The sequence below is a fragment of the Paenibacillus yonginensis genome (genome assembly GCF_001685395.1).
In the GTDB taxonomy this organism is placed as follows: domain Bacteria; phylum Bacillota; class Bacilli; order Paenibacillales; family Paenibacillaceae; genus Fontibacillus; species Fontibacillus yonginensis.
This window is the reverse complement of the sequence record NZ_CP014167.1, coordinates 1,946,954-1,970,575: the sequence shown is the minus strand read 5'-3', so window position 1 is coordinate 1,970,575 and position 23,622 is coordinate 1,946,954. Positions and strand designations below refer to the sequence as shown.

Annotated in this window: 23 protein-coding genes; 14 read left to right on the top strand and 9 right to left on the bottom strand. The window is 49.2% G+C overall.

Annotation, left to right across the window (positions count from 1 at the left end; translation table 11 throughout):
- Nucleotides 1-6 precede the first annotated feature (6 nt).
- The 3 genes from AWM70_RS09030 to AWM70_RS09020 are packed head-to-tail and all read right to left on the bottom strand — an operon-like array spanning nt 7 to nt 3,513.
- On the bottom strand, nt 7-1,041 hold the full coding sequence (locus AWM70_RS09030; protein WP_237167870.1) for a Ger(x)C family spore germination protein: 1,035 nt from the start codon (nt 1,039-1,041) through the stop codon (nt 7-9).
- 50 nt (nt 1,042-1,091) lie between these two features.
- Complete coding sequence (locus AWM70_RS09025) at nt 1,092-2,177, bottom strand: GerAB/ArcD/ProY family transporter (RefSeq protein WP_169823423.1); 1,086 nt, start codon at nt 2,175-2,177, stop codon at nt 1,092-1,094.
- Nucleotides 2,170-3,513, bottom strand: a complete 1,344-nt coding sequence (locus tag AWM70_RS09020) for a spore germination protein (protein WP_068695650.1) — start codon at nt 3,511-3,513, stop codon at nt 2,170-2,172. Before AWM70_RS09020 ends, AWM70_RS09025 begins: the two co-directional genes overlap by 8 nt.
- A 262-nt stretch (nt 3,514-3,775) precedes the next feature.
- Between AWM70_RS09020 and AWM70_RS09015 the strand changes: the two genes are divergently transcribed.
- On the top strand, nt 3,776-4,216 hold the full coding sequence (locus AWM70_RS09015; protein ID WP_237167869.1) for a MarR family winged helix-turn-helix transcriptional regulator: 441 nt from the start codon (nt 3,776-3,778) through the stop codon (nt 4,214-4,216).
- A gap of 142 nt (nt 4,217-4,358) precedes the next feature.
- Nucleotides 4,359-4,676 (top strand): thioredoxin, encoded by a 318-nt coding sequence (gene trxA / locus AWM70_RS09010; RefSeq protein WP_083180203.1) that lies wholly within the window; start codon nt 4,359-4,361, stop codon nt 4,674-4,676.
- Nucleotides 4,677-4,812: 136 nt separating this feature from the next.
- On the opposite strand, the gene AWM70_RS09005 is transcribed toward trxA, so the two are convergent.
- The 3 genes from AWM70_RS09005 to AWM70_RS08995 are packed head-to-tail and all read right to left on the bottom strand — an operon-like array spanning nt 4,813 to nt 6,218.
- The gene (locus AWM70_RS09005; RefSeq protein WP_068695645.1) at nt 4,813-5,334 is read right to left on the bottom strand and encodes a hypothetical protein; all 522 of its coding nucleotides are present in this window, start codon (nt 5,332-5,334) and stop codon (nt 4,813-4,815) included.
- Nucleotides 5,335-5,340: 6 nt separating this feature from the next.
- Nucleotides 5,341-5,787, bottom strand: a complete 447-nt coding sequence (locus AWM70_RS09000) for a hypothetical protein (protein WP_068695643.1) — start codon at nt 5,785-5,787, stop codon at nt 5,341-5,343.
- 2 nt (nt 5,788-5,789) lie between these two features.
- Nucleotides 5,790-6,218, bottom strand: a complete 429-nt coding sequence (locus AWM70_RS08995; protein WP_169823422.1) for a CBO0543 family protein — start codon at nt 6,216-6,218, stop codon at nt 5,790-5,792.
- Nucleotides 6,219-6,449: 231 nt separating this feature from the next.
- On the opposite strand from AWM70_RS08995, the gene AWM70_RS08990 reads away from it, so the two are divergent.
- Nucleotides 6,450-7,406, top strand: coding sequence for a metallophosphoesterase (locus tag AWM70_RS08990; protein ID WP_068695638.1), 957 nt, complete (start codon nt 6,450-6,452; stop codon nt 7,404-7,406).
- 74 nt (nt 7,407-7,480) lie between these two features.
- On the opposite strand, the gene AWM70_RS08985 is transcribed toward AWM70_RS08990, so the two are convergent.
- A complete protein-coding gene (locus tag AWM70_RS08985) occupies nt 7,481-8,437 on the bottom strand; it encodes a serine hydrolase domain-containing protein (RefSeq protein ID WP_099093078.1) in 957 nt (318 codons plus the stop codon).
- Nucleotides 8,438-8,731: 294 nt separating this feature from the next.
- Here AWM70_RS08985 and AWM70_RS08980 point away from each other — a divergent pair, with 294 nt between their 5' ends.
- The 6 genes from AWM70_RS08980 to AWM70_RS08955 all read left to right on the top strand — a co-directional run bounded on the left by AWM70_RS08980 (nt 8,732) and on the right by AWM70_RS08955 (nt 15,296).
- Complete coding sequence (locus AWM70_RS08980; protein WP_068695634.1) at nt 8,732-9,682, top strand: aminopeptidase; 951 nt, start codon at nt 8,732-8,734, stop codon at nt 9,680-9,682.
- Nucleotides 9,683-9,717: 35 nt separating this feature from the next.
- Nucleotides 9,718-10,557, top strand: coding sequence for a helix-turn-helix domain-containing protein (locus tag AWM70_RS08975; protein ID WP_068695632.1), 840 nt, complete (start codon nt 9,718-9,720; stop codon nt 10,555-10,557).
- Between the two features lie 106 nt (nt 10,558-10,663).
- The gene (locus AWM70_RS08970) at nt 10,664-11,866 is read left to right on the top strand and encodes a multidrug efflux MFS transporter (RefSeq protein ID WP_068695630.1); all 1,203 of its coding nucleotides are present in this window, start codon (nt 10,664-10,666) and stop codon (nt 11,864-11,866) included.
- 182 nt (nt 11,867-12,048) lie between these two features.
- A complete protein-coding gene (locus tag AWM70_RS08965; RefSeq protein ID WP_068695628.1) occupies nt 12,049-12,597 on the top strand; it encodes a polymer-forming cytoskeletal protein in 549 nt (182 codons plus the stop codon).
- A 210-nt stretch (nt 12,598-12,807) separates the two neighbouring features.
- Complete coding sequence (locus tag AWM70_RS08960) at nt 12,808-13,695, top strand: AraC family transcriptional regulator (RefSeq protein ID WP_068695626.1); 888 nt, start codon at nt 12,808-12,810, stop codon at nt 13,693-13,695.
- Nucleotides 13,696-14,171: 476 nt separating this feature from the next.
- On the top strand, nt 14,172-15,296 hold the full coding sequence (locus AWM70_RS08955) for an NAD(P)/FAD-dependent oxidoreductase (protein WP_068695624.1): 1,125 nt from the start codon (nt 14,172-14,174) through the stop codon (nt 15,294-15,296).
- Nucleotides 15,297-15,434: 138 nt separating this feature from the next.
- Here the strand turns inward: AWM70_RS08955 and AWM70_RS08950 are convergent, their stop codons facing one another.
- On the bottom strand, nt 15,435-16,223 hold the full coding sequence (locus AWM70_RS08950; protein ID WP_068695623.1) for a lipase family protein: 789 nt from the start codon (nt 16,221-16,223) through the stop codon (nt 15,435-15,437).
- Nucleotides 16,224-16,472: 249 nt separating this feature from the next.
- Here AWM70_RS08950 and AWM70_RS08945 point away from each other — a divergent pair, with 249 nt between their 5' ends.
- Both AWM70_RS08945 and AWM70_RS08940 read left to right on the top strand, forming a co-directional pair.
- The gene (locus AWM70_RS08945; RefSeq protein WP_068695621.1) at nt 16,473-17,543 is read left to right on the top strand and encodes a branched-chain amino acid aminotransferase; all 1,071 of its coding nucleotides are present in this window, start codon (nt 16,473-16,475) and stop codon (nt 17,541-17,543) included.
- A gap of 49 nt (nt 17,544-17,592) precedes the next feature.
- Nucleotides 17,593-18,333 carry an MOSC domain-containing protein gene (locus tag AWM70_RS08940; RefSeq protein ID WP_099093077.1) on the top strand — a complete coding sequence of 247 codons (741 nt, stop codon included), beginning with the start codon at nt 17,593-17,595 and terminating at the stop codon, nt 18,331-18,333.
- A gap of 102 nt (nt 18,334-18,435) precedes the next feature.
- Here AWM70_RS08940 and AWM70_RS08935 read toward each other — a convergent pair whose 3' ends face one another.
- A complete protein-coding gene (locus AWM70_RS08935; RefSeq protein WP_083180201.1) occupies nt 18,436-19,080 on the bottom strand; it encodes a TetR/AcrR family transcriptional regulator in 645 nt (214 codons plus the stop codon).
- Nucleotides 19,081-19,276: 196 nt separating this feature from the next.
- Here AWM70_RS08935 and AWM70_RS08930 point away from each other — a divergent pair, with 196 nt between their 5' ends.
- The 3 genes from AWM70_RS08930 (at nt 19,277) to AWM70_RS08920 (ending at nt 23,598) form a co-directional block, all read left to right on the top strand.
- Nucleotides 19,277-20,029, top strand: a complete 753-nt coding sequence (locus AWM70_RS08930) for an SDR family oxidoreductase (RefSeq protein WP_418303205.1) — start codon at nt 19,277-19,279, stop codon at nt 20,027-20,029.
- Nucleotides 20,030-20,344: 315 nt separating this feature from the next.
- Nucleotides 20,345-22,099, top strand: coding sequence for a sensor histidine kinase (locus AWM70_RS08925; protein ID WP_068695619.1), 1,755 nt, complete (start codon nt 20,345-20,347; stop codon nt 22,097-22,099).
- Complete coding sequence (locus AWM70_RS08920) at nt 22,096-23,598, top strand: helix-turn-helix domain-containing protein (protein ID WP_068695617.1); 1,503 nt, start codon at nt 22,096-22,098, stop codon at nt 23,596-23,598. Before AWM70_RS08925 ends, AWM70_RS08920 begins: the two co-directional genes overlap by 4 nt.
- Nucleotides 23,599-23,622 lie beyond the last annotated feature (24 nt).

Here is a 23,622-nt window from a genome sequence, read left to right as displayed (position 1 = left end):
TGGGGTTTATTCGGTAGTACGCAAATTGCCCAGATTCTGAATATCCGTGTGAACGGAAAAGTTGAGCTGCATCCGCGGATAATAGTCTTCTCTCCAATGGGCCAGCTCAGATCTCGATAATTTGGTGCGAAACAGCTGGCCCAATCCCAATACGTCGGCCCGGTCCTTTTGGACTTTGGCAAAAAACTTCTCGACTCGTTTGCAAAGGAGAGTTTGAACCTCATTTTTGATTTCTGTGACAGAGGGATCTCCTTTCGTGTCCAGAACAGTTACCCTCAGTTTGAATTTCGAGCTGAGAGAAGGCACCCCGTTTCGTAGAGAGGCCTTATGGGATATCGAGCTGCTTGTAATTTGGACGGTCGCTTTGTTCATCACCTCAATTTTCCCTTGGGCGCTTATTCCGTTAAAAGCGTTGATCAGCAGGGTTTCTTCCGTACTGATTTCATCAACCATTTTTCCGTTTTTGAGAACCGCTGAGCCTAAAATGTCGACAGGGGTTGTGCCTCCTGTTCTGACCAACGGAGCAACTACGTCATGGGTGTAGGAATTAATGCTTCTGAAGACCTGCCATACACGCGTATCCGTAATTTGCGGGTTCCAGCCGGCGTTTTTCTGGAAATAGTTATACAGGGTTGTCTCCTCATCTTGAGAAAAATCGTTCACATTCTTGAAGAAGGTGTCCAAATCTTCATCAGAGACAATCAAGATCGTTTTGGCCGAAATGTCCCTGGAACGCATAAAGGTATAGATGCTGTCCTTAAGTCCCTTTTGCGCATATTTTTTATCCACAACAATGATTTTTAAATGAAGCAGGTCCACCTGGCTTTCGATATCAGCGCTAAGGTCATCAATAGTTTCACTGATGGTACTGCCGGTACCTTTTACTACTTTCATCCCCCCTTCTTCTGCCGCTATAGTGGGGATATCCAGATAAACGTTATACCGGTTGTTTTCCATGGAAACGCCCATAATGATCGGCAGGGAACGGTGATTAATATCTTTATTGTCCCAGCAGCCTGGGAGCAGGAGCAGAATAGCCAATATGATTGCAGTTCTCCAAAGGACTATTGGTTGAAGGATCGGCATGGGCATCATCCTTTCTGCTGGCCAAACTTTCTCTTCCGGTATATTCCCAGCAACAGGAGTGCAGCCGGAAGGACAATGATGATATAGGTTCGTAAGAGAGTATTCCAATAGAACAGTTTCTCTACATCGGCCCAATCCGTAATTTGAAGACAAACCACGAATACGAAGAGGATCAGGGCTGTCAATATATAATTCTGTTTCACTTTAATAACTGTCCGATGAAGAATCGTTATGGCTTCCCACAGCACCAATCCGATATACAGCATGACGAAAGCGATCAAGCTCTGGAGGAAAAAAATCGTGATTCGGTCAAACATCATCCAGTTGCTCTCTACCGTATCCAAACTCGTTATATAGGGAAATTGGAACTGGGTAGCTGTGGCTTCCCCGAAGGTCAGAATCGGTACGTAAACAGCCGCCAGAAAAACAGGAAGCAGAATTAAACTAGATAATAAGATTTGCTTGCGCTTTAATGCAATTTGTTTGGGAATGAATCCGAAGAATACAAAAGCCCCGGTAAAAGCGAATCCTCCATTATGGAACGATTTGTTGCCAAGGAAAGAGAAAGACCACATCTCTTTATTGACTAAAGGAAAGAGATACCGCCAGTCGATGTTTTGAAAAGAGCTGATCAATACTATAAAAATAATCGGTGCAAAAAGGATACCGAGCAATATCCCAATCCGAAATAAAGATTTAAGCCCCGAATTCGCCATAAATCCTGCTATAACTAAAAATAGGCACATAATTACCCACATCGGAGTTCTCGACAAATAAACAATCGTAATAATTTCCGAGATGGCTCGTGTCGTGACAATGGCAAGAAGGATCAAGTAGAAGGTTACAGGAAGCAGAAGGAAAATAGCTGCTATTTTATTGGACATGAGGATCTCTACAATATCCTGATTTTTGAAATAGCCCAGTCCCGTCAGATAGGCTGTCAGGACAAGAATATGGATCAGATAGCCGCAGAGGACTGGCAGCCAGTGTCCGGTAGAAGTTGAACTGACTATATAGGTAGGGTACATGAAAAAGATTAACGCCAAATGTGTCAAAATGTACATCACTACTAGGGGCAATCCTTTATCCACTGTTCTCATCCTTTGGAGGTTTTAATTGAAAATAAGGAATTCCGAATGTTTCGGTTTTGGCTACATAAGTACTGATGACCACCAGCCCGGCAACAAGGCCCATAATGCCAAAAAAGGAACATAGGAACAGAACCGCATATTTCATAAGCCGTAATGTGAGGGAATTCTGATAGCCGGCAACCGTAGAACAGGCAATAGTTGTAGCTGCCAGAATAATAATCAGAAGGTTGCTCACAAGTTTGGCCGATACGATAGCTTCACCTAAAATGATCCCGCCAACCATGGTGAGGGTGGGGCCGATGCTTTTAGGGAGGCGTACGCTTGCTTCCAGGATAAGCTCAAGTATAATGAGCAGCAGCAGCGTTTCGATGAGGGCGGGGTAGGGTACATCTACCCGGCTTTTGGCTATGGATAGAGCCAGTTCGATCCGGAGGACCTCCGGGTTAACCGAAACAAGTGCTACATAAAGACCAGGAATCAAAAGCGTAATTAAAATGCCGGTAATACGAATCATGCGCAAGAACAATATAAACGGATACTGAAAATTATTATCGTCTTCCATCACGTACATGTCGGATAAGAGGCTGGGAAGAATAAGCGCGAATGGAAAACGATCAAGCAGGATGACCACTTTCCCGTTTTTAAGGGCGGCAGCCGTACTTTGCGGAAGCTCCGTTGAATGGAATTTGGCTGTGAACTCCCATTTGCGAAAGCCCAGCATCAGCCCTAACTGCCGGATATTTGGCGTATCCGTATCCTGATTGGCTTCAATTTGCTTTAACAACCGGTTAAGAAGATCGCTGCTCACCTTATCCTTCACATACAGAACTTCAAGTCTGGTCGACTTTTGCTGGCCGCAGCGGAAGGATTTGATCTGCAGTCGTTCGTCGATCAGCTGTTTGCGGATCATTCCAATATTGGTATCTATATTTTCATTAAAAGAGCTTATAGTTCCGCGGAGCACATTTTCTGTTGAAGGTGTTTCGATAGAGCGGGTCAACGTTTGGGGGATCACGGATCGGATATCGACACACATTCCGGATGGTTCATGCAAGAGGATCAACGAGCCAGTGACAATTGCTTTAGCAGCTTGCTGCTCGGCATTCTTGCTCTCTATAACGGTTCCCAAACTGGCCAGGAAGCAGAGTGTTTCTTCATCTTTTTCGGTTAAATGCTGGGCCTGCAAAGCAAGCAGCTTAAGCGTGTCCGGGAAATGAATCAGCGTGGAATACCCGACCAGGGTTACCGGAATTGGACCGAGATAAAAGGTAGTTATGCACGTAAAATCCTGGTCATTCTTAAATCGCTGTTCCAACTTGTCCTTTAAATAAGTCATAAAGGCCTCCTGCAGGCTGTTTATACCCCATTATCTTCCTAAAGGCCAAATCCTATGCATGATCCCCGTTTGTTTAGTTAGGAAGGCAGCAAGGCATAAGCCCCACAGGCGGCGTACATACTATATAAGGCTTTTCCCATTACCGATTTGCCTAATAAGTTGTTGACAATATAATCACAATACGCTATATTTACATTGTGCACGATGGAATTGACCGAATTTAAAACAAAACAAAGCAGATACACGCGAGGAGGGGATAAGGTTGCAGGAAGTTAAACTTAAAGATCATTTGTGTTTCTCGTTATATTCATGCTCCCGGGCCATTTCGCGAATGTATCGGCCTTTGATGGAGAAGCTTGGCATTACTTACCCGCAGTATCTGGTTCTGATGGTGTTGTGGGAACAAGGCGAATCTTCCGTAAAGGAACTTGGCGAATCTCTGGATTTGGATACCGGTACATTAACACCCTTGCTCAAACGCATGGAAGCCAATGAGCTGATCAAACGGGAACGTTTGAAGCAGGATGAGCGTGTTGTCATGATTAAGCTGACGGATAAAGGCGAAGCGTTAAAGCAGGATGCCATGTGTATTCCGGAGTCTTTTCTCTCGGCAAGCGCGATGGATATGAACCAGCTTCAGCAGCTCAATGAAACAATCAAGAAGCTGTCCGAGCAGGTGAACCATTACAGCAGCACGAATTAAAAAAATTAATGTTGTCCAGCGCCTGTTCTGCATTTAGGGCAACATTAAATTTTTTTAGGATAAAATATTTTGACCAATATAATTGGTGGAAATATAAATAAACGGGTTTTGCGTCAGCTTAAACCAACAAATTCAGGAGGTAATGAACATGATTAAACATGTAACAGATCAAACGTTTGAAGCGGAGGTCACTAATCAGAAAGGTACGGTGCTGGTGGATTTCTGGGCTCCTTGGTGTGGACCATGTAAAGCGATGTCGCCTATCCTGGATGAGTTCGATGCCGAGATGGGCGATTCCGTGCAAGTCGTCAAAGTCAATGTGGATGAAAATCCGGTTTCGGCCGGGAAATTCGGCATTATGAGCATCCCTACAATTGTCCGCATCAAAGATGGGGTTCCGGTTCACCAGGTGACGGGTCTTCAGTCCAAAGAGCAGCTTAAGAAATGGGTAAACAGTTAAGAAGCTGGAAGCAACAGCCCTGCCCGCTCTGAATCAAATCCGTATGCAGCCGCAGCTTAACCGTAATTCTACAGCAGTTTCTCCAAGAAGTTGGGGGAACTGCTTTTTTTTGATGATTGTGGCAACCTCCAAACTCTCACAGAGGGCGCTGAACGGTGCCAAGTTGTTCGTCTTGGCTAAACATCCACTGCACGAATTTGGCCTCCAGCAGGAAATAAATGACGTAGAAAAAAGCGGAATGGGTAATAGACCAGCCCGGATTATAATTGTAAACATGAAATTGAACAGCCACCCACTCCAGAAAGGTGGTCCACAAGCTCCAGATGAGCACATACAAAATAACCAAACCTGTATTGTTTCTCCAGAAGCTTAAGAACCAGGCAAAAAAATATCCGTAAATCGGATATTGAACGATATAAATAAAAAGGTCAAACAGATCATATTGATCGGTATCCATCGTGTCGTACAGATCCCAAGGGAAGCAGGAGCCTGCCAGGCAGTCTGTCGCCAGACTGAAAGCAATATTATATAACATAACAGCTATTGCAGTAACGGCAGAGAATCTTTTGGGCGTTATATACATAAGAATTGGCAGCGCCACCATGGTAGTTAGGACAAGCCATTCATTGGCATCGAAATGGACGGGCGGAATTAACATAAACAATCATCTCCTGGAGGAATGATTTAAATAGTGAACCAGTCCGAACATGCTGATGAGTGCAAACATCCAAAGCACAACCGTTACCAGAGGCTGGACGCTCTCGGCATGAAGCAAACGGATTGGGTACAGCAGGTAGAGACCGGCTGTCAGAACAAGGCTCGAAAGCAAAGCCACCCCCACTTTCCGGTGAACACCGGTCTGTTTGTTCATTACTTGGACAGCCAGAAGCATAAGCAATGGATTCATCAGGTTGAAATAAACCAAATAAGGCCATAAGGTATCCCAGTTATAGGCTCTTTTGACCACACTGTGATTAGAGACGACAAGAAACAGTTCGTTGACCACAACCCCGTACATCCAGGTGATCATAGCCTGTTTGCGGTCTAGCATATTCATTTTATATCCAACAATAAGCGACAGGATGACGATGGCCAATAGAACATAAAGCATAATTACAAGCCTCTTTCTCTTGTAGGGTCAGGCAGGCGTTTCAGCCATAAATGCAGACGAATCTGAAGAATCAGCATGTAATAAATGAACGGATACAGAATGAAAGAACAGTATAAATCCCAGTGGATATGCCAAATAATGCCGGTTCGAACGGCAAGCCACTCGTACAGGGTTGAGAAGATAGACCAGCCTATCAGATAGGCAATCCGCGTCATCCATCTGCTTTTAAAAGGGAACAGATTCACGATCAGTATGGCAAAGGCCGGGTAAACGCCGAGGATTACAACCAAAGATCTGTATTCTACTTGCGGGACTTCAAAGAAACCCCAGGCCCGATACCGAAAGCTGGCGAAGCTGTCGGCCAGATTTTGAACAAATAAACCAAACAGGACATTCGTATACAACACATCCCAAGGTAAATTTTTTTTCATTCTAAAAACGGCCGGCCAGATGACTACAAAAGTGATTCCGATAAGCACCCAAGCCATGTTTTCTCTTCATCCTTCTTTCATCCTTCAAATTCGTTTTCTAAAGGTTTAACTAGGATAACCCAAACTTTACCTGGATATGCAGGACAAGAAAGAGGGTTAATTTCGGACAAATATGGGAAATTAAACACAGGGAACAGATCCTGCTTAAATCATGGAAGGGGACTTTGCAAAGTGAAAGCCGTACGTATCAAAAAGATCCTTCTGGCCGCTGCCGCTTGTTTCGTTCTGGTCTCCGGTTTCCAGCTTTCGGGTCAACAGGTCAAAGCTCAGGCTGAGCAGCCGTTTGACTTCTCATTCGTGTGGATGTCGGATACGCAGTATTATTCCGAAAGTTATCCGGAAATTTATAACGCAATGGTCAACTGGATTGTTCTGCATCAGGAGGATCAGAAGATCAAATATGTCATCCATACGGGGGATATTGTCAATCGCTGGGCCGAAAGTACGCAGTGGGAGAAAGCGGATATAGCCATGCAGGGGCTTGAACAGGCACAAATACCTTACGGCGTGCTGGCAGGCAATCATGATGTGAGCGATTCCGGCAAAAACGATGTCCATTACCGCAAATGGTTTGGAGCGAGCCGTTTCAAGAAAAGCCCGGTCTATGGCCGGTCTTATGAGAACAACCATGGCCACTATGATCTGATTACGGAAGGTAATACCCCTTTTATAGTGGTTTATATGGGCTGGGGAATTGGTGCACGCGAGCTGGACTGGATGAACAAAGTTCTAGCGAAATATAAGGATCGTAAGGCGATCCTGGCGTTTCACGAATATTTGCTGGCTGATGGTGAACGTTCGCCTATTGCCGAGCAGATCTACAAGCGGGTGGTAATTCCAAACCGAAATGTGTTTGCCGTGCTCTGCGGCCACTATCACAGCGCCCGGTTGAAAGTGGATGAGCTGGATGACAACCGGGATGGTCATAAGGACCGCAAGGTTTATCAGATCCTGGCGGATTATCAGGATGCAAGCAAAGGGGGGGAGGGCTTTATGAGGCTGCTGCAGTTTGACCTCAAACACCAGAAGCTGTTTGTACGAACCTACTCTCCTTATCTGGATCGGTTTAATTATTTCTCTCCGGGTCAATATCCTGGCAAAGACGAGTTTGTTGTCGATCTTTCCTAAAGATACTGTAAAGATCATGATCTTGCTAAACGCTAACAGCCTATCGGCTTGGCCGATGGGCTGTGTTAGTCTGGCTATTTCTTGATAACCGGCTCCACGGCCAGCAGCGGTGCGATAAATTCCCGGAACACATCGGGATATTTGGTGTTCTTCCGGTTGTCGTGCGTGAGCACTACGACCATATCCAGCTTGGGGATGACATGAACAAACTGTCCGCCGAATCCGCGGGCATAGAAGTAGTCGAACGAATCAGGTGAATCGGATGGAGCTGAAACGGTAAAGGAATCAGCCCACCAATGCCAGCAATAATAACCGCGCCAAGGATCCTTGACAGCGATGGCCGGCTGCACAGACCTTTCCGCAAGTCGGCTGGAAATGAGCTGTTTCCCCTGCCAGTTTCCCTTATCCAGATACAGCTGTCCGAATCTCATTAAGTCGGCCGGACGAAGCTTCAAGCCAAATCCGCCGGTATGAACACCCTGGGGATCGGTTTCCCATTCATATTGGGTGATTCCCAGCGGTCCAAACAAATATTTTTCGGCAAAGGCGGCAGCCGGCATTCCTGTTGTCTGTAGCAGAATATGCGACAGCATTTGCGAGACGCCCGAATTATATTCCATCCTTGTCCCCGGTTCATCGGACATGGGCTGCTCAAGCACATAAGCGATCCAGTCGGGAGTACGGGTCATGTGCGGAAAGGAGTTTCTGCCGCCGAATTCGGTCCAGCTGAAGCCGGCTGTCATGGTGAGCAGATGCTCTAAAGTAATCAGCCGTTTGCGCGGATCGTCTGCGGCAGCAAGCACGGGGAAGAAAGCCGAAGCCGGCGTGGACAGCTCGGGCAGCAGGCCTTGATCCATCGCAATGCAGAGCAGCGCCGAGAGAACACTTTTGGTGCAGGAATTGATTTTGGCGATTTCCCGGACGGTCTGAGGTCTTCTGTAATGCTCGAATATCAGCTCTCCCTGCCTTTGGATGAGGCAGCTTCTTAAATTAACGGGTGCAATCGCTGAAGCTAACAGGGTTAAGTCCATTTTTATCATCCTTTATCTTATGTATATAGAAATGCGTGTAGTGTAGATTTAACCCGATCTGCTCCAGGTTTATCATTTTATTGTGGCTTTCAGGCAGGTGCAAATATTCGTGTTGGCTGGACCGGGACTTACAAGTTTTAATCGGCATTCGTTTGAGGAATGGTTATACACCGGAGATTTTTTTGCAGCAGCGGACTTCAGGCAGTAAAATGATGGAGATATGTTTTGGAGTAAGAGGCAGACCGGCAAACGAGCAGAGCCTGCCATTAACATGAAAAAGGGAGTTGCTGCTGCATGAACGAAAAACTTATTGAAATCAGCCGCAGGCTGCTGGTCAATTGCCTGGGCCTTAAATCCGGAGAACATTTCCTGGTCGTAACGGACGATACGCGGAAGGACTTGGCAGCTGCGCTCTGCCAGGCCGGGCAGCAGCTGGAAGCGGAAGCGGTCCTGATGGTCATGAAAGAGCGGACGAAATCCGGCGAAGAACCGCCTGCTCCGGTAGCGGCGGCTATGTCTGCCGCAAACGTGGTGGTTTGTGCAACCCAACATTCGCTTACCCACACTGAGGCCCGCAAGGACGCCGCGGCGGCCGGAGCCCGGCTGGCCACGATGCCCGGCATTACCGAAGACATGTTTCTGGAAGGGGCTATTGCCGCCGATTATTTGCAGGTCAAAGCCTTGACCGAGCAGGTAACAGAGCTGCTGACGCCAAGCCGCCAGGTTCGGATCGAGAAGGACGGGCATGTGCTGGAATTTTCCATTGAAGGGCGCAGCGGAATCCCGAGCACCGGGTTATATTTGGAGCCCGGGCAGTCCGGCAACCTGCCTTCCGGCGAAGCTTATATAGCGCCGGTAGAAGGTACGGCAAGCGGACAAATCCGGATTGACGGTTCCGTTGCCGGTATCGGAAAGCTGTCTCAGCCGCTGCTGCTGACGCTGGAGCAAGGCCGTTTGGTGAAGGCTGAAGGCGGCGAGGAGGGCTCCAGGCTGCTGAAGCTGCTGGGGGACGGAGACGGGCGGCAGCTTGCCGAATTTGGAATTGGCACCAACAATAAAGCCCGGATCACGGGTGTCGTGCTGGAGGATGAGAAGGTATACGGCACGATTCATGTGGCTTTCGGCAGCAATCATACGTTTGGCGGCGTCATCAATGCCGGTGTGCATCTGGATTGCGTCACCGGTCGTCCGGATGTATATCTCGATGACCAAATGATAATGAAGCAGGGCGAGCTGCAGTTATAAAGGATAAAGCATATAGGGTAAAGGATAACAAATCCATGAATATCAACAATTTGTTCTTTCACATTCATTATTGCAATTCCAAGCAATCGCAGGACGGCCAAAGCATGCCGATCAAGCTCAGCCGGACGCTCCACCATCACGAGCTGGTGCTGCTGAGCGAAGCTCAAGGTATTTTTAACATCGACAAGAAGGAGTATAAGCTCCAGGACGGGATGCTGCTGTATATTGCCCCGAATATAGCTTATACCCTGGAAATCGACTCCGACCATCCTGTCCGGCTGATGACGGTTCATTTCAGTTATACCCGGGTAAACCTTGGTGAAGAAGGCTGGGGGCTAGCAGAGGAGAGACAGGCTCTTCCCCTTCAGCCGGCCCGGCAGCCCAAGGACTTCTATCTTCTGGAAGATGCATTTAGAAAGCTGTGCGAAAGCTGGTACGGCAAGCTTCCCGGTTATGAGTTCACATCCAGGACGCTGCTTCAGCAGCTGTTCATCACCATTTATCAGGGATTAAAACAAGATCGGCAGAACCTGCTGAATTACTCGTCGTCCCTAAAAGTGGAGAAAATCATCACCTATATGCATGAGCATTTAAGCGGCAAAATTATGCTTGCTGAGCTGTCCGAGCTGGTACAGCTGTCGCCTGCTTATCTGTCCCGAACGTTTAAAGAGCTGACCGGCTATTCCGTAATCGAGTTCTTCAACAAGCTCAAGATGGATAAAGCGAAAGAGATGCTGATTGAAGGCAATCCCAAAATTAAAGAGGTGGCGGGCGCGCTTGGATTTCAGGATGAATTTTATTTCAGCAGGCTGTTCAAGAAAAGCGAGGGACTCAGCCCTTCGGAATTTTACAGCAAAAATGTCCATGGAGTTTAAGATTTTGCATGGTTTAAGGCCTTTCTTGCTGCTAGAATGAGGACATAATTGTACAGTGTGGTCAAACGGCCGCGAACAACGCATCTAGCAGAAGGAAGGCTTTGTTATGCCTATTTGGAAAAGAAATTTGTTTGTGTGCTGGTTCGGCATGTTTGTCACCGGCATAGGGATGAGCCAGATCGCTCCCATTTTGCCGCTCTATATTAAACAGCTGGGCGTGCAGGATTCGGGCTCGATTACCCAATTTACGGGGATAGCATTTGGCATCACCTTTATCGTATCGGCTATTTTCTCTCCGATCTGGGGGATTGCCGCCGATAAATTCGGACGTAAACCGATGCTGCTGCGCGCGAGCTTGGGAATGGCCATCGTCATTGGCAGCATGGGATTTGCGCATAATGTCTATGAACTGATCGGACTGCGCCTGCTGCAGGGGATCATTACGGGATACAGCACGGCCTGTACCACGCTGATTGCGACTCAAACGGATAAAGAGCATTCGGGCTGGGCGCTCGGCACACTTTCCACCGCCAATATTTCCGGTTCATTATTGGGGCCGACTCTTGGCGGATTTATTGCTGAGCATTTTGGTTTACAAAATTCTTTTTTTGTTACAGGCGGATTAATGCTGGTTGCCTTTATCACGACCCTGCTGTTCGTCAAGGAAACCTTCACCCGGCAGCATAAACACGCTCCGCGGATGAAAGAGGTTTGGAGCAGCATACCACAAAAAGGTTTGACGATTACGATGTTTATCACCGGTCTCGTATTGACGATCGCGATGTATTCGATTGAACCGATCCTCACCGTATATGTGACTCAGCTGTCGGGCAATGCTCGCCATGCCGCCTTGATTGCCGGGATTACCTTCTCGGCGTCAGGTCTGGCGAACATACTAGCTGCTCCTCGGCTCGGGAAGCTGTCTGACCGGATCGGCGCACATAAAATCATCTTCGTATCCCTGATCGTGGCGGGAATTATCTTCATTCCCCAAGCCTTCGTCAGCAATCCGTGGGAGCTGGCGGGTTTGCGTTTCCTGCTTGGACTGGCCGCAGCCGGGTTAAGCCCATCTGTCAATACGCTGCTCAAAAAAATCACGCCGGATACCCTGACCGGACGGGTCTTCGGCTTCAATCAGGCGGCAACCTATTTAGGCGCATTCACCGGTTCGGTATTCGGCGGCCAGGTAGCCGGCTGGTTTGGCTTCCGGGCGGTCTTTTTTATGACCAGTGGGCTGCTGCTGTTAAATGCCTTGTGGGTGTATCAGAAGGTATATAGAACGCTGAATAAGAGCAGCCAGGCGGCTTGACTGAATCGGCAAGGTGCGGACGGTCGTGCAAGTTCTTTTATCCTTGGAATAATGCAGCAAAGGCTCATGAGCGGAATGCTTGTGAGCCTTTTTTTACAGCTATTGTGAAATTAATCACTTACTTATTGCGGCAGCTCTATTTATAATTCTCTCAGAAACAAACACTAAGGGGGACATGAATCATGAAAGTAATCAAAGGTTTGGTGGTGATGGGGATTGCAGCCGCGGTACTGGCGGGATGCGGTTCCAATAATGACAAAGCGGCAAACACGTCCGCAAGCCCGGCAGCAGAGCAAACGGACGCCGTTACTACGGCTTCAATCGTCAACCAGGCGGATCCGTTTATCGCAGCGGTAAGCGACAAAGGCAACTGGATTATAGCAATCCTGAATGATCTTACGATCGATAAAGAGGTAACCGTATCCGGTGAATTCCACGACAAAGGCAAAGCCGAAAATGCGATCTACCGCAAACTTGCCTTGTATTCCCAAGATGAGAATCACAACATTACGGCTTCTTATACGCTGACTGTTCCTAAAATGACTGTGCAAAGTGAAAATTTCAAAATCCAGGGCGGCACTCTGAAAGGTGACGTTTATGTAGAAGCTAAAGGCTTTACGCTGGACAAAACAGCCACCATCGACGGCAACCTGTATTTCAAGAGCGCAGACCTGCAAAGCACAGCCGTGCTTGACGGCAAAGTAACCGGCGCTACTGAAGTGAAAGAGTAAGAAGGGAACTGCCTAAGTTCCAAGACTGGTCAGCCAACCGGCAGCCTGCAAACCTATCGCTTGAATAGCGCCGGGTTTGCGGGCTTTTTTGTTATCCTCAGCTTATGTTATATTCGCTTTAGCGGCTTGTTTCCGCGAATTTGGTGCACCAATTGTCGGATGCGCGTCCGGCCGATCCGTTAAGCTGTTTGTGAGGAAAGGAGAGGGCAGATGAACACTTTGGAGCCTATGAACAAAGCGATGGCTTATGTGGAAGAGAATCTGGGCGGGGAAATTGATTATAAAGAAGTCGCCAGGCTTGCTTTATGCTCGGAATATCATTTCAAACGGATGTTTTCCTTTCTGTCAGGAATTCCTTTATCGGAATATATCCGGCGCAGAAGATTGACTTTGGCGGCTTTCGATTTGCAGCATACAACCGGCAAAATTATCGATATCGCTTTAACTTACGGCTATCAGTCCCCGGATGCCTTTACGAAAGCATTTCAGCTCTTCCATGGGGTTACGCCGTCGGAGGCCAGACACAAAACCAAAGAACACCCGCTAAAATCCTTTCCTCGTATGACATTTCAATTAACGATCGAAGGAGGACAGGAAATGAATTACCGCATCGTAGAACAAGAAGCATTCCGGATTGTCGGCTTAAAGAAGAGGGTGCCGATTCAATTCGAGGGCGTAAATCCGGAAATAGAGGCCATGTGGGCTCAACTGGATGAAACCAAAATCAAACGGTTCAAAGCTTTGTCCAATAGAGAACCCTGCGGACTGATCAGCGCCTCGGTGAATTTCTCGGAGGGACGTATGGAAGAACAGGGGGAACTGGACCATTTCATCGGAGCGGCGACTACGGAAGCTTGTCCGCAGGATCTGGACTGTCTGGAGGTAGAAGCCGGTACTTGGGCGGTTTTCACAGCGGTAGGGGCTTTCCCGCAAGCGCTCCAGGAGGTGTGGGGGCGGATTTATGCCGAGTGGTTCCCGTCCTCCGGTTATGAGTCGGCAGAAGGTCCGGAAATATTGTGGAATGAAAGTCCGGATGTTTCGTCGCCGGAATTCAAGAGCGAGATCTGGGTGCCGGTGAGAAGCATAACCCGGGAATAGACAGATCGTTTGTTTCAAAAGCCAAAGCCATCCGCGGAAGCGGATGGCTTGTTTTTAACATGGCCATACTTGATTCATCCTCCTGATAAAGCTGACAATCTCTACATTGTATAGTACAATTTCTACAACTTTGAAGGGCGTTGGGATTTCCTGTTTTTAGCGGAAGGAATAGAAAAGCCGTTTAATTTCGCGCAGATGGAACAAGATCTGCATTATCACTTCGATTATTTGCCCGCTGTTTGAAGAAGCATACCGGCATGAGCCCGATTACTTACAGGCATCATCTGCAGATTAAACGTGCCAACGCCTGCTTGCCTATTCTGATCATCCGCTTGTGCGGGTAGGGGAGATGTGCGGGCTTCGAACCCCCAATTATTTTACCCGCTTGTTCAAACGGGCAGCAGCGATGACTCTGGGCGAATACCGCAGCCGTTATCAGGTATTTCGAAGTGATTAAGGAAAGAAGGAACCTGGATATGCAAAAATATATCGTTATCGGCGCCGGAATTCTAGGCGCATCAGCGGCCTACCAGCTGGCGCGAAGCGGCGCCGATGTAACCATCGTGGACCGGCAGGAATCGGGCCAGGCGACGGACGCTGCGGCAGGTATTATCTGTCCGTGGATTTCTAAAAGGCGCAACAAAGTTTGGTATAAGCTGGCGAGGGAAGGGGCTAAATTTTATCCTTCCTTGATCAGGGAACTGGGGAATGAAGGCGAAACCAACACCGGTTATGCCCAAGTGGGCGCTTTGCGGCTAGAGGAAGAGCTCGCGAAGCTGGAGGAACTTCGGCAGATTGCCTTGAAAAGGAAAGACGAAGCTCCGGAAATGGGCGAACTATTGCTGTTTTCCCCGGAAGAGGTTGGGCGGCAGTTTCCTCCGCTGGACAAAAAATACAGCGCTCTTTATGTGGGAGGAGCTGCCCGGGTGGACGGGCGGGCGCTGCGGGATGCTCTGCTCCGGTCGGCGGAAAGGCATGGAGCCATACTGCTGAAGGGTGAAGCCGGGTTAAGCTTTGAGGGGAATGTGGCCAACGGAATCGTAATAGGTGGCCGGAGACTGGAAGCCGATGCCGTGCTGGTTTGTGCCGGAGCTTGGGCAGGGCCGTTGCTGGAACCGCTTGGCGTTAAATTCAAGGTCACCTACCAGAAGGCTCAAATCGTGCATTTGGCTTTGCAGGGTGCGGACACACGCGGCTGGCCGGTGGTCATGCCGCCCGGCGACCAGTATATTCTGGCTTTTCCCGACCAGCGGATCGTTATCGGCGCCACGCATGAAAATCATCCCAACGGCTTCGATACCCGGATCACAGCGGGAGGCCTGCAGGAGGTGCTGGGCAAAGCGCTTGAGCACGCTCCGGGGCTGGCCGAAGGGGAGTTTCTGGAGGCCAGGGCCGGCTTTCGCCCCTTCACGCCCGGCTTTCTACCTGTCATTGGACAACTTCCGGATTGGGAAGGCATCTATGTGGCCAATGGATTAGGCGCTTCCGGACTGACCATGGGTCCTTACATAGGTTTGCAGTTAGCCAAACTGGCACTCGGGCAAAGTCCGGATCTGGATTTGGAGCCGTACAAGCTGGAGGGAGCGCTTGAAAGATTGTAATGAGAAGATTGTAATGTGAAGATTGTAATGTGAAGATTATAACGTCAGGAACAAGAGGATAACCGGGCGGATAGGCCCAAGTTTATTTAGGGCTAAACCGCACCGGAGAGCAGCCTTCCGGGCAGGGCCGGAATTGAATTATAAAGGGGCAGGGCAGAATCCGGGACAGCTGTCGTTTAATCGCCGGGCAAATTCGGAGTCGAGTTTGGACAGCTCGCCATAATAGCTGCCGATCACATGATTGGGACCAAAAGCTCCGTTGACGAAGGTTAGCGGAGAATGGGTCCTGACATGACTGTAGTAATATTTTTTCTCCTGTTTAGGCAGCTTGTATACGGGCGGCGGAGCCATAGTGACAACGTCATAAAGGTTGGCGAAACGCCAACTGTTGGGTACATATCTGCTGAAGGTTTTGGCAAAAGCGGGGTCGCCGACACGCGGAGAACCAAATGTGTACAGGTAAGGCGATTTGAAAGCGGTGTTGGCTGCCAGATCCAGTGCGCACAGCGTAGCCAGAGCGGCGCCCAGGCTGTGCCCCGTAATGAACAAAGGTTTGTTGGCCGGAAGTTTGGCTACGGCGCTCAGAAGCGCTTTGCGGGCTGAAGCATAAATAGAGGTGAAGCCTCGATGCGTTCGGCAATCCGACTGTACATATTTGAATCGGGTCTGCGAGGCCAGCATATCGGCAATCCAGTTGGTGGTGGAACTCGTTCCCCGGAAAGCGATAATCAGCTCTTCAGGCGCCTCGAGGATAAACCCGAAGGGTTCCTTGTGATGCGTAAGGGACCTGGCTTTAATGACATGGCAGATCCGGTAGGGGGCAGGAACAATAACCGCTGCGTCCGGATTATTAAATTGGGCATAGGTCTGTGAGCAGACGGCTGCCAGAAATATGGCCCGCTGATGATGCAAGCTGCTGTCGGTCATGTGCCTCCCTCCTTCTACTCCTTTATTTATGAAAGGGGAGAGGGAAGGGTGACTGCCTAACAGAAGTTTTGCATAAAATGATCCGATCCGTTAAAAATTTTTAATTTACGGCCTGTAAAAGGCGAGAAGACGCTATTCATCCAACTTATCTTTAAATTTCTTGAAGTACGGGGCCAGAATAGATATTTCCAAATAGGCTCAGATGGGTTACGATAAATGGACAATCTATCCACGAAGGGTGACACGACAATGACACAGACGATCCACATTGAACGCACTACCACTCCCAAACCGAAACCTGCAGCAAACGAATTGGGATTCGGAAAATATTTTACCGACCATATGTTCATTCTCGATTATGAGGAAGGCAAAGGCTGGCACAATGCGCGAATCGTGCCTTACCAGCCGATTTCCCTGGATCCAGCGGCTAAAGTTTTCCACTACGGCCAAACGATCTTCGAAGGATTAAAGGCTTATAGAACCGAAAATGGAAAAATCAGCTTGTTCCGTCCGGATATGAACATGAAACGTTTGAACCGCTCAAACGACCGCATGAGCATTCCTCCTGTTGATGAAGCGCTGGGCCTTGAGGCCCTCCGTCAGTTGGTTCTGATCGATCAGGACTGGATTCCGGATGCACCAGAGACCTCTCTGTACGTCAGACCGTTTGTCATTGCCACAGAACCTGCGCTTGGCGTTTCGCCTTCGCAGCAGTATAAATTCATGATCATCCTGTCGCCGGTCGGCACTTATTATGCTGAGGGCATCAAGCCGGTTTCCATTTATGTGGAATCCGAATATGCCCGTTCGGTAGTGGGCGGAGTCGGCCATGTCAAAACCGCCGGCAACTATGCGGCAGGTCTGAAAGCGCAGGAGGGCGCTTCAGCTCTCGGTTATTCGCAAGTGCTTTGGCTTGATGGCGTGCATCGCAAATACGTCGAGGAAGTCGGCAGCATGAACGTCTTTTTCCGGATTGGAGACAAGGTCATTACTCCGGCTTTGACAGGCGGACTGCTGCCGGGGATTACCCGGGATTCCGTTATTCACCTGCTCAAGCATTGGGGAGTGGAAGTCGAAGAACGTCTGATCTCGATCGACGAGCTGGTACAAGCGCAGAAGGACGGCAGTCTGAAAGAGATGTTCGGCACCGGCACGGCTGCGGTTATTTCCCCGGTTGGCTCGCTGCACTGGAAAGGCGAGAAACTCATGATTGGTGACGGTTCAACAGGCGAGCTGTCTGCACGTGTCTACGATACGATTACCGGCATTCAAAACGGGCGCATCGAAGATCCGTTCAGCTGGCGGGTAGTCGTAGAATAAACCCGCACTGAAAGCAGATTCTGATATAGGTTGCAGGGGAGTGTTGTTTGTGAACAAGACGGTAGGCACGATCAGGGAAATCAACCGTTATCCGGTGAAGTCTATGAGCGGGGAAGCGCTGGAGACCTGTACAATCGAGACCTACGGGATGCGCGGGGACCGGGTTTGCTCCTTCCGCGATGAATCCAAGCAGGACTGGTGGAAATATGTGACCGCCCGGAATACGCCTGCCATGCTCACTTACCAGGCACGTTATCACGATGAAGAAAGGCTTGTTCAAGTTACGGCGTCTGACGGCCGGGTGATGGGCTGGGATGAGGAGCTGCTTCAGGAAATCCAGGGACTGGTTAAGAAGCCGATCTCCATGTCCCGCATGATGGAGCCGCATCCGGAAGCCCAGCATTCCCAGCTGTTATCGGTGGATGGGGCAAGCCTGCTGCTGGTAACGGACGCGAGTCTGCGCAAACTGGAGGCTCTGTGGGGCAAACCGGTGGACCAGCGGCGTTTCCGCGGGAATTTTGTGATCGCCCTGAACGATGATTCGATATTTGAAGGGGACTGGATCGGGCGGGAGCTGGAGATCGGCGAAGTCCGCCTTAAGGTGGACAGCTTCTGTGAGCGCTGTGTGTTTATCACGATTGATCCCGGCAGCCAGCAGAAAGATCCGTCTCTGCTCAGAAGGCTCAACGAAGATTTTGGGCTGCACTTTGGCGTTTATGCTTCCGTGATCCGAACGGGCGAAATCCGCCGGGGCGATGCCGTTGTTTTGGCGGACGGACAAAGCTCTTAGCAGCCGTGAGGATACCTGCCGTAAAAAATGAAACGAAAGAAGCTGGTCCGTGAATAACGGATCGGCTTCTTTCGTTTCAGCTTCCTCTTGATCAGCCGATGCTTACCGGCTGTCGCCTAAAGCCACTTCGTTTTTCTCCAGCAGCCTCCAAAGCTGATCCGCCATATAAGCAGGAGGATGGGGCATTTGATGTCTGATCCACCATTCCACAATGCCAACGAAGGAAGCAGCCATGAACTGGGCGTTTAATTCGGGATCGATTCCGGATGGCCCTTTTTGGTGATCCAGCTTCATTTTGATGTTGTCTAAAACAAACTGCAGCAATTGTTCCCGGAAGAAAGAGATCCGCGGATTAGCGAGCATGGCGGAGAAAAAAAGATAGTTCTGCTGCAGATAAACAAATACAGGTTCCAGCTCGCTGATCTGCGATATTTGCCCGCCCGTTGCCGGATCGTGACGGCAGAAGGCGATCAGCTGGTCCAGATGGTTCTGGGTGTTTTTCTCCAGCAGATCATATTTGTCGCTGTAATGCAAATAAACGGTTCCCCGGTTTACGTTGGCCTTGGCGGCGATATCGTTAATTGTGATTTGTTCAAGCCCTTTCTCAGCAAACAACTCCAAAAAAGCCCGGTTAATGGCGGTTTTCGTTTTGATGACGCGGAGATCCGTTTTGACGCCTGCGGCCGTATTTCTGCCCGTGTCGCTGCCCCTGCCGTTCCCGATGCTGTTAACTTTACCGTTGTTCATCTTCGTTCTGCCTGCCTCCTTCTAAAAACTTCCGATTTGTATGTTTAAGTTATTCAACAGCTTTCCCGCTTCTGTTCAATACGGGACAAAACCGCAAAGATTAACGATTGTAAGCGGCTGTCGTTTCTCTATAATACTAATCAACGGACGTTAAATAATCAACACGTGTTGAATGAATCGAAGGAGAGCAGAAAGGATGAATCAAATGAGGAATCAAATTGAGGGAAAAGTTATTGTCATCACAGGGGCATCCAGCGGGATCGGGGAAGCCACGGCCAAAGAGCTGGCGCAGCAGGGGGGCAAAGTGGTTTTGGCGGCCAGGCGGGAAGAACGTCTGCAGACCTTGACCTCCGCAATTCAGCAGGCTGGAGGAGAAGCTGTTTTTCGCAGAACAGACGTAACCTCCCGGAAAGAGATGGAGAAGCTGGCGGAGTTTGCTCTTGAGCAGCATGGACGGATTGATGTGCTGGTCAACAATGCCGGAATTATGCCGGTCTCGAGACTTAGCGAGCTGCGGGTATCAGATTGGGAGCGGATGATCGATGTCAATATAAAAGGGGTGCTGTACGGGATTGCCGCCGTTCTTCCAGCGATGAAGGAAAGGCAGGCAGGTCACATCATCAATGTAGCTTCGGTAGCGGGACATGAGGTTAGTCCGACCTCATCGGTATACAGTGCCACCAAATTTGCGGTAAGAGCCATTACGGAAGGGCTGCGGCAGGAGGAATCGACTTTCTCCCGGATCCGCTCCACCATCATTTCGCCGGGAATTACGGACTCGGAGCTGCTGGACACCGTCACCAGTCCGGAGGTGCAGGCCATGACGGGACAGTTCAGACAACTCGCCATGTCCCCTGAGGCGACAGCAAGAGCGATCGCTTTTGCTATCAATGAGCCGGAAGAGGTGGGCGTTAACGAGATCATTTTGAGACCGACGGCACAGCCTTGATCACCCATTAGCGCAAAGTAATCTATCATTTAAAAATAGAGTCAATAACCCGCTTTAGCGGAATTGATTCTATTTTTTTATGTTATTATTTTTGTATATTAAAGTGGTGCTGTGCAAAAGCATATTCTGTAGTAAACTATTGAACCTTTACATGTTAATTCAATGTTAAATATTCATAGAGAAAATCATGCTTTTATCTCGTAAACCAGCAAAAAAATGATATGATGAACAAAATAAATTGTCGAAATATAGCGAATGTGATGAAAGGTTACATCTGAAAAACTTGCCGTTATTTTAAACAAATGGGGGATTGGAATGAAACGTTTTTTCGCCCGCTCCTTAAAACACAAGCTTTCATTGATGGTTATTATCGCAACTACTTTGCCGCTGCTCTGTTTCGGATTCTTCACTTACCTTATCGCTACGGACATATCGGAAGAGAAAGCCAAGCAGGCCGGAATGAACACGCTCCGCCAGCTGAGGACGCAGCTTGAGCTTATGACAAAAGACGTGGAAAACATGTCCATTTTCCTGATCGGGGATGAATCCATTCAAGAATATATGGGCAGGCCGCAGAAAGGCACGCTGGTCCAGTCCTCCATCTACGGGTTCTTAATGAATCTTGCCTACACCAAAGAGTACATCGCCAATATTGAACTTCGCCCCTTTAATTCGAATCCGTCCATAGCGCAGACTACCATTTTAAAGAGTGGATTTCCGGTTTCGGAAGAAGGAAAGGATTCGCAGCAAGTCAAGTTCTGGACTTCGCTGTATGAAGACTTAACTGTTACCGGCGCCAAACGGGTGATTTCCCTCGTCAGACCCATCCGCAAAATCAGCTCGTACCAGACCATTGGGGAAATGACCATCAGTCTGGACGAGGATGTGATCGCCAAACTGCTTAGAAATTCCAATCTGGAGGGCAATGGCACGATTCTATTGCTCGACAAGAACAGGAACATTATATCCAGCTCTGAATCTGAAAATTTATACAAACCGATCACCGGCGTTTTGGCTGACTATCCGGCGACAACCGCAGACGAAGGCTCCTTTAACAGCGGCGGGCAGCAAAACACGGTGCTTTACTATAAAATCCCGTCCATGGATTGGACGCTGGTCGGCGTAATTCCCTTTAAAGAATACAGTGCCCAAAACCGTTACGTGCTCAATTTAACCGGCATTGGCGTGTTTATCGCGGTCATTTTGTCCGCGGGATTTCTGGTGCTGCTGATCGCGCGGGTCACCAATCCGCTGTCGGCCCTCGTTAAATATTTGAACTCCGCCAATCTGGAGAAACCGCTTCCTCTTTTGCCTGTTCCCACCATAGATGAGGTGGGGCAGCTTATGATCAGCTATAACCGGTTCAGTGACCGCATTCAAAAGCTGACGGACCAGGTCAAACGAAATGAAGCGCTGAAGAAGGAAGCGGATTTGCTTGCGCTGCAGGCCCAGATCAACCCCCACTTCCTCTACAATACCCTTTCGTCGGTCAATTGGCTGGCCTTGATGAACAAAGAATACAAAATCGCCGAGATGGTCAATTCATTAAGCGAATTCCTCCGGTTCAGCCTGAATGGAGGCGGCGAATTTTGCACCGTACGCCAGGAAATCGAACATGCCCAATATTATGTCAACATTCAATCCATCCGTTACCCCGAGCAATTCGATTTCGAAATCCGGGTGGACCCGGTGCTGATGGACCGGTTGATGTTAAAGCTCCTGCTCCAGCCGCTCATTGAGAATGCCATTCTGCATGGCGTGCTGAAGAAGGAGGAGAAAGGCAAGATCATGGTAGAGGTGGAGAAGCTGGAACAAAACATTAGGTTCACGGTTTACGATAATGGCGCAGGCATTAACGACGACAAACGTTCTGAATTAAATGCGTTGTTATCCGATATCCGGCCAGAACACGAAATCGTGCTTCAGCAGGGAAGCTACGGTTTGCGGAACGTCAATCAGCGCTTAAGACTGCATTACGGCAGTCCCTTTGGACTGGCCTTGGACAAAGATTTATCCGGGGGAACCAAGGTTTCTTTCATCATCCCCGATACGAAGGAGGACCAACAGTGAAGGTACTCATTGTAGACGATGAACTTATCATACGCCAGGGAATCAGCACGGTGATCGACTGGGAACAAGCCGGATTTGAACTGCTTGTTCCGGCCGGATCGGCCGAAGAAGCGCTGCAGCGAATGCCCGAAGAGAAACCGGATATTCTGTTCACGGACATCCGGATGAACGGGAAAAGCGGGCTCGAGCTGGCCAAAGAAACAAAAGCCGCATACCCGGACATGCAGGTGGTCATCCTGTCCGATTACGATGAATTTCAATACGCCCAGCAGGCTATGCGTGACGGAGTCAGCGACTATTTGCTGAAGACAAGCCGGCCTGATGAAATTCTCGGCGTAGCCAAACGAATGAGACGGGTCATCCTGGACAAACAGAGCCAGGGCGGGGGCAAGCAGCTGCTGGAGAAAGTCCTGTTGACCAAACAGGGCTTAACGGCCGAAGAACAGGCATCCCTGCTCCGTTGTTACCCGGCTTTGGATGAGGCTTTGGCGCTTCAAATGCCTCTTCGGGTTATGCAGATTACCGTTTCCGGGGGTTCCTCCATCAACGATGCGGATATTCGTTCCGAATTGGAGCAGACCTTCGGCAATGTCCTTCTGGGCGGCGCACCGCAGTGGATGGCGGTGATCCCTTGCGCGCCCGGCGGCCAGGAGCTAGGGACAAGGCTCGGCGAACTCGAGCACCGTCTCGGACTGAAATTATATGCATCGGCCGGGCTTCCGGTCCGGCATATAGAAGGGCTTAACAAATCTTGCAGCGAAGCGCTTACGGCTTTGGACTTTTACTGGATATTGGGGGATAGACGGTACATTGCCTATGAACATATCGGAGACCGGAAAGGCATCAGGGCTTTCTGTACGCAGCAGGAAGAAAATGAATTGATCGCCTGTCTGAAAAGCGGAGACCAAAACGAAGTCCGGCGATGGGCGGGATCGCTGCTAGCAGGCATCCGCAAAGATCCGGAGCTGACGCCGGCTTCTTTGGAGACCTTCCTGCAATCGCTGATTATTGCGGGTTACCGCTGGCTGGAAAGAGTTGCGGAATCGCTGGGCAGATCCGGAGATTTGACCGGCCTTGGCAAAGAACAGGAATCCGACATGCAGGCCAGACCTTTTTCGGAGGACGTCTGGTTCGACCGCCTCATCCTGCTTATGGATATATACGGCACTTTGTCTTCTCCACAAACCTCTTATGTTCATAAGGCCGTAAGGTATATCCTCGAGCATTTGGACGGCAGTTTGTCCCTGAACGAAATCGCCCGTCAGGTCCACATTCACCCTAATTATTTGAGTGAAAGGTTTAAACGGGAGACCGGCCAAAATTTCAGTGAATTCGTCACCCGGGCACGGATGGAGAAGGCTATGTCCATACTGATGGAGACGCCCGCAAAAATTAGCGATGTGGCCCATCAAGTGGGCTACAGCGATTTGAAGCATTTCAAAAAGCTGTTTAAGAAACATACAGGACACACGCCGTCAGGTTTTAGGGACAACAGTTGAAATTTGCCCCCCCTTCATCTGAGG

Excerpts from the sequence above, each read along its gene's own strand:
- AWM70_RS09020 (WP_068695650.1), bottom strand. The coding sequence starts at position 3,513 with ATGACTTATTTAAAGGACAAGTTGGAACAGCGATTTAAGAATGACCAG.
- trxA (WP_083180203.1), top strand. The coding sequence starts at position 4,359 with ATGAACATGATTAAACATGTAACAGATCAAACGTTTGAAGCGGAGGTC.
- AWM70_RS09005 (WP_068695645.1), bottom strand. The coding sequence starts at position 5,334 with ATGTTAATTCCGCCCGTCCATTTCGATGCCAATGAATGGCTTGTCCTA.
- AWM70_RS09000 (WP_068695643.1), bottom strand. The coding sequence starts at position 5,787 with ATGCTTTATGTTCTATTGGCCATCGTCATCCTGTCGCTTATTGTTGGA.
- AWM70_RS08995 (WP_169823422.1), bottom strand. The coding sequence starts at position 6,218 with ATGAAAAAAAATTTACCTTGGGATGTGTTGTATACGAATGTCCTGTTT.
- AWM70_RS08985 (WP_099093078.1), bottom strand. The coding sequence starts at position 8,437 with ATGGACTTAACCCTGTTAGCTTCAGCGATTGCACCCGTTAATTTAAGA.
- AWM70_RS08980 (WP_068695634.1), top strand. The coding sequence starts at position 8,732 with ATGAACGAAAAACTTATTGAAATCAGCCGCAGGCTGCTGGTCAATTGC.
- AWM70_RS08975 (WP_068695632.1), top strand. The coding sequence starts at position 9,718 with ATGAATATCAACAATTTGTTCTTTCACATTCATTATTGCAATTCCAAG.
- AWM70_RS08970 (WP_068695630.1), top strand. The coding sequence starts at position 10,664 with ATGCCTATTTGGAAAAGAAATTTGTTTGTGTGCTGGTTCGGCATGTTT.
- AWM70_RS08965 (WP_068695628.1), top strand. The coding sequence starts at position 12,049 with ATGAAAGTAATCAAAGGTTTGGTGGTGATGGGGATTGCAGCCGCGGTA.
- AWM70_RS08960 (WP_068695626.1), top strand. The coding sequence starts at position 12,808 with ATGAACACTTTGGAGCCTATGAACAAAGCGATGGCTTATGTGGAAGAG.
- AWM70_RS08955 (WP_068695624.1), top strand. The coding sequence starts at position 14,172 with ATGCAAAAATATATCGTTATCGGCGCCGGAATTCTAGGCGCATCAGCG.
- AWM70_RS08950 (WP_068695623.1), bottom strand. The coding sequence starts at position 16,223 with ATGACCGACAGCAGCTTGCATCATCAGCGGGCCATATTTCTGGCAGCC.
- AWM70_RS08945 (WP_068695621.1), top strand. The coding sequence starts at position 16,473 with ATGACACAGACGATCCACATTGAACGCACTACCACTCCCAAACCGAAA.
- AWM70_RS08935 (WP_083180201.1), bottom strand. The coding sequence starts at position 19,080 with ATGAACAACGGTAAAGTTAACAGCATCGGGAACGGCAGGGGCAGCGAC.
- AWM70_RS08930 (WP_418303205.1), top strand. The coding sequence starts at position 19,277 with ATGAATCAAATGAGGAATCAAATTGAGGGAAAAGTTATTGTCATCACA.
- AWM70_RS08925 (WP_068695619.1), top strand. The coding sequence starts at position 20,345 with ATGAAACGTTTTTTCGCCCGCTCCTTAAAACACAAGCTTTCATTGATG.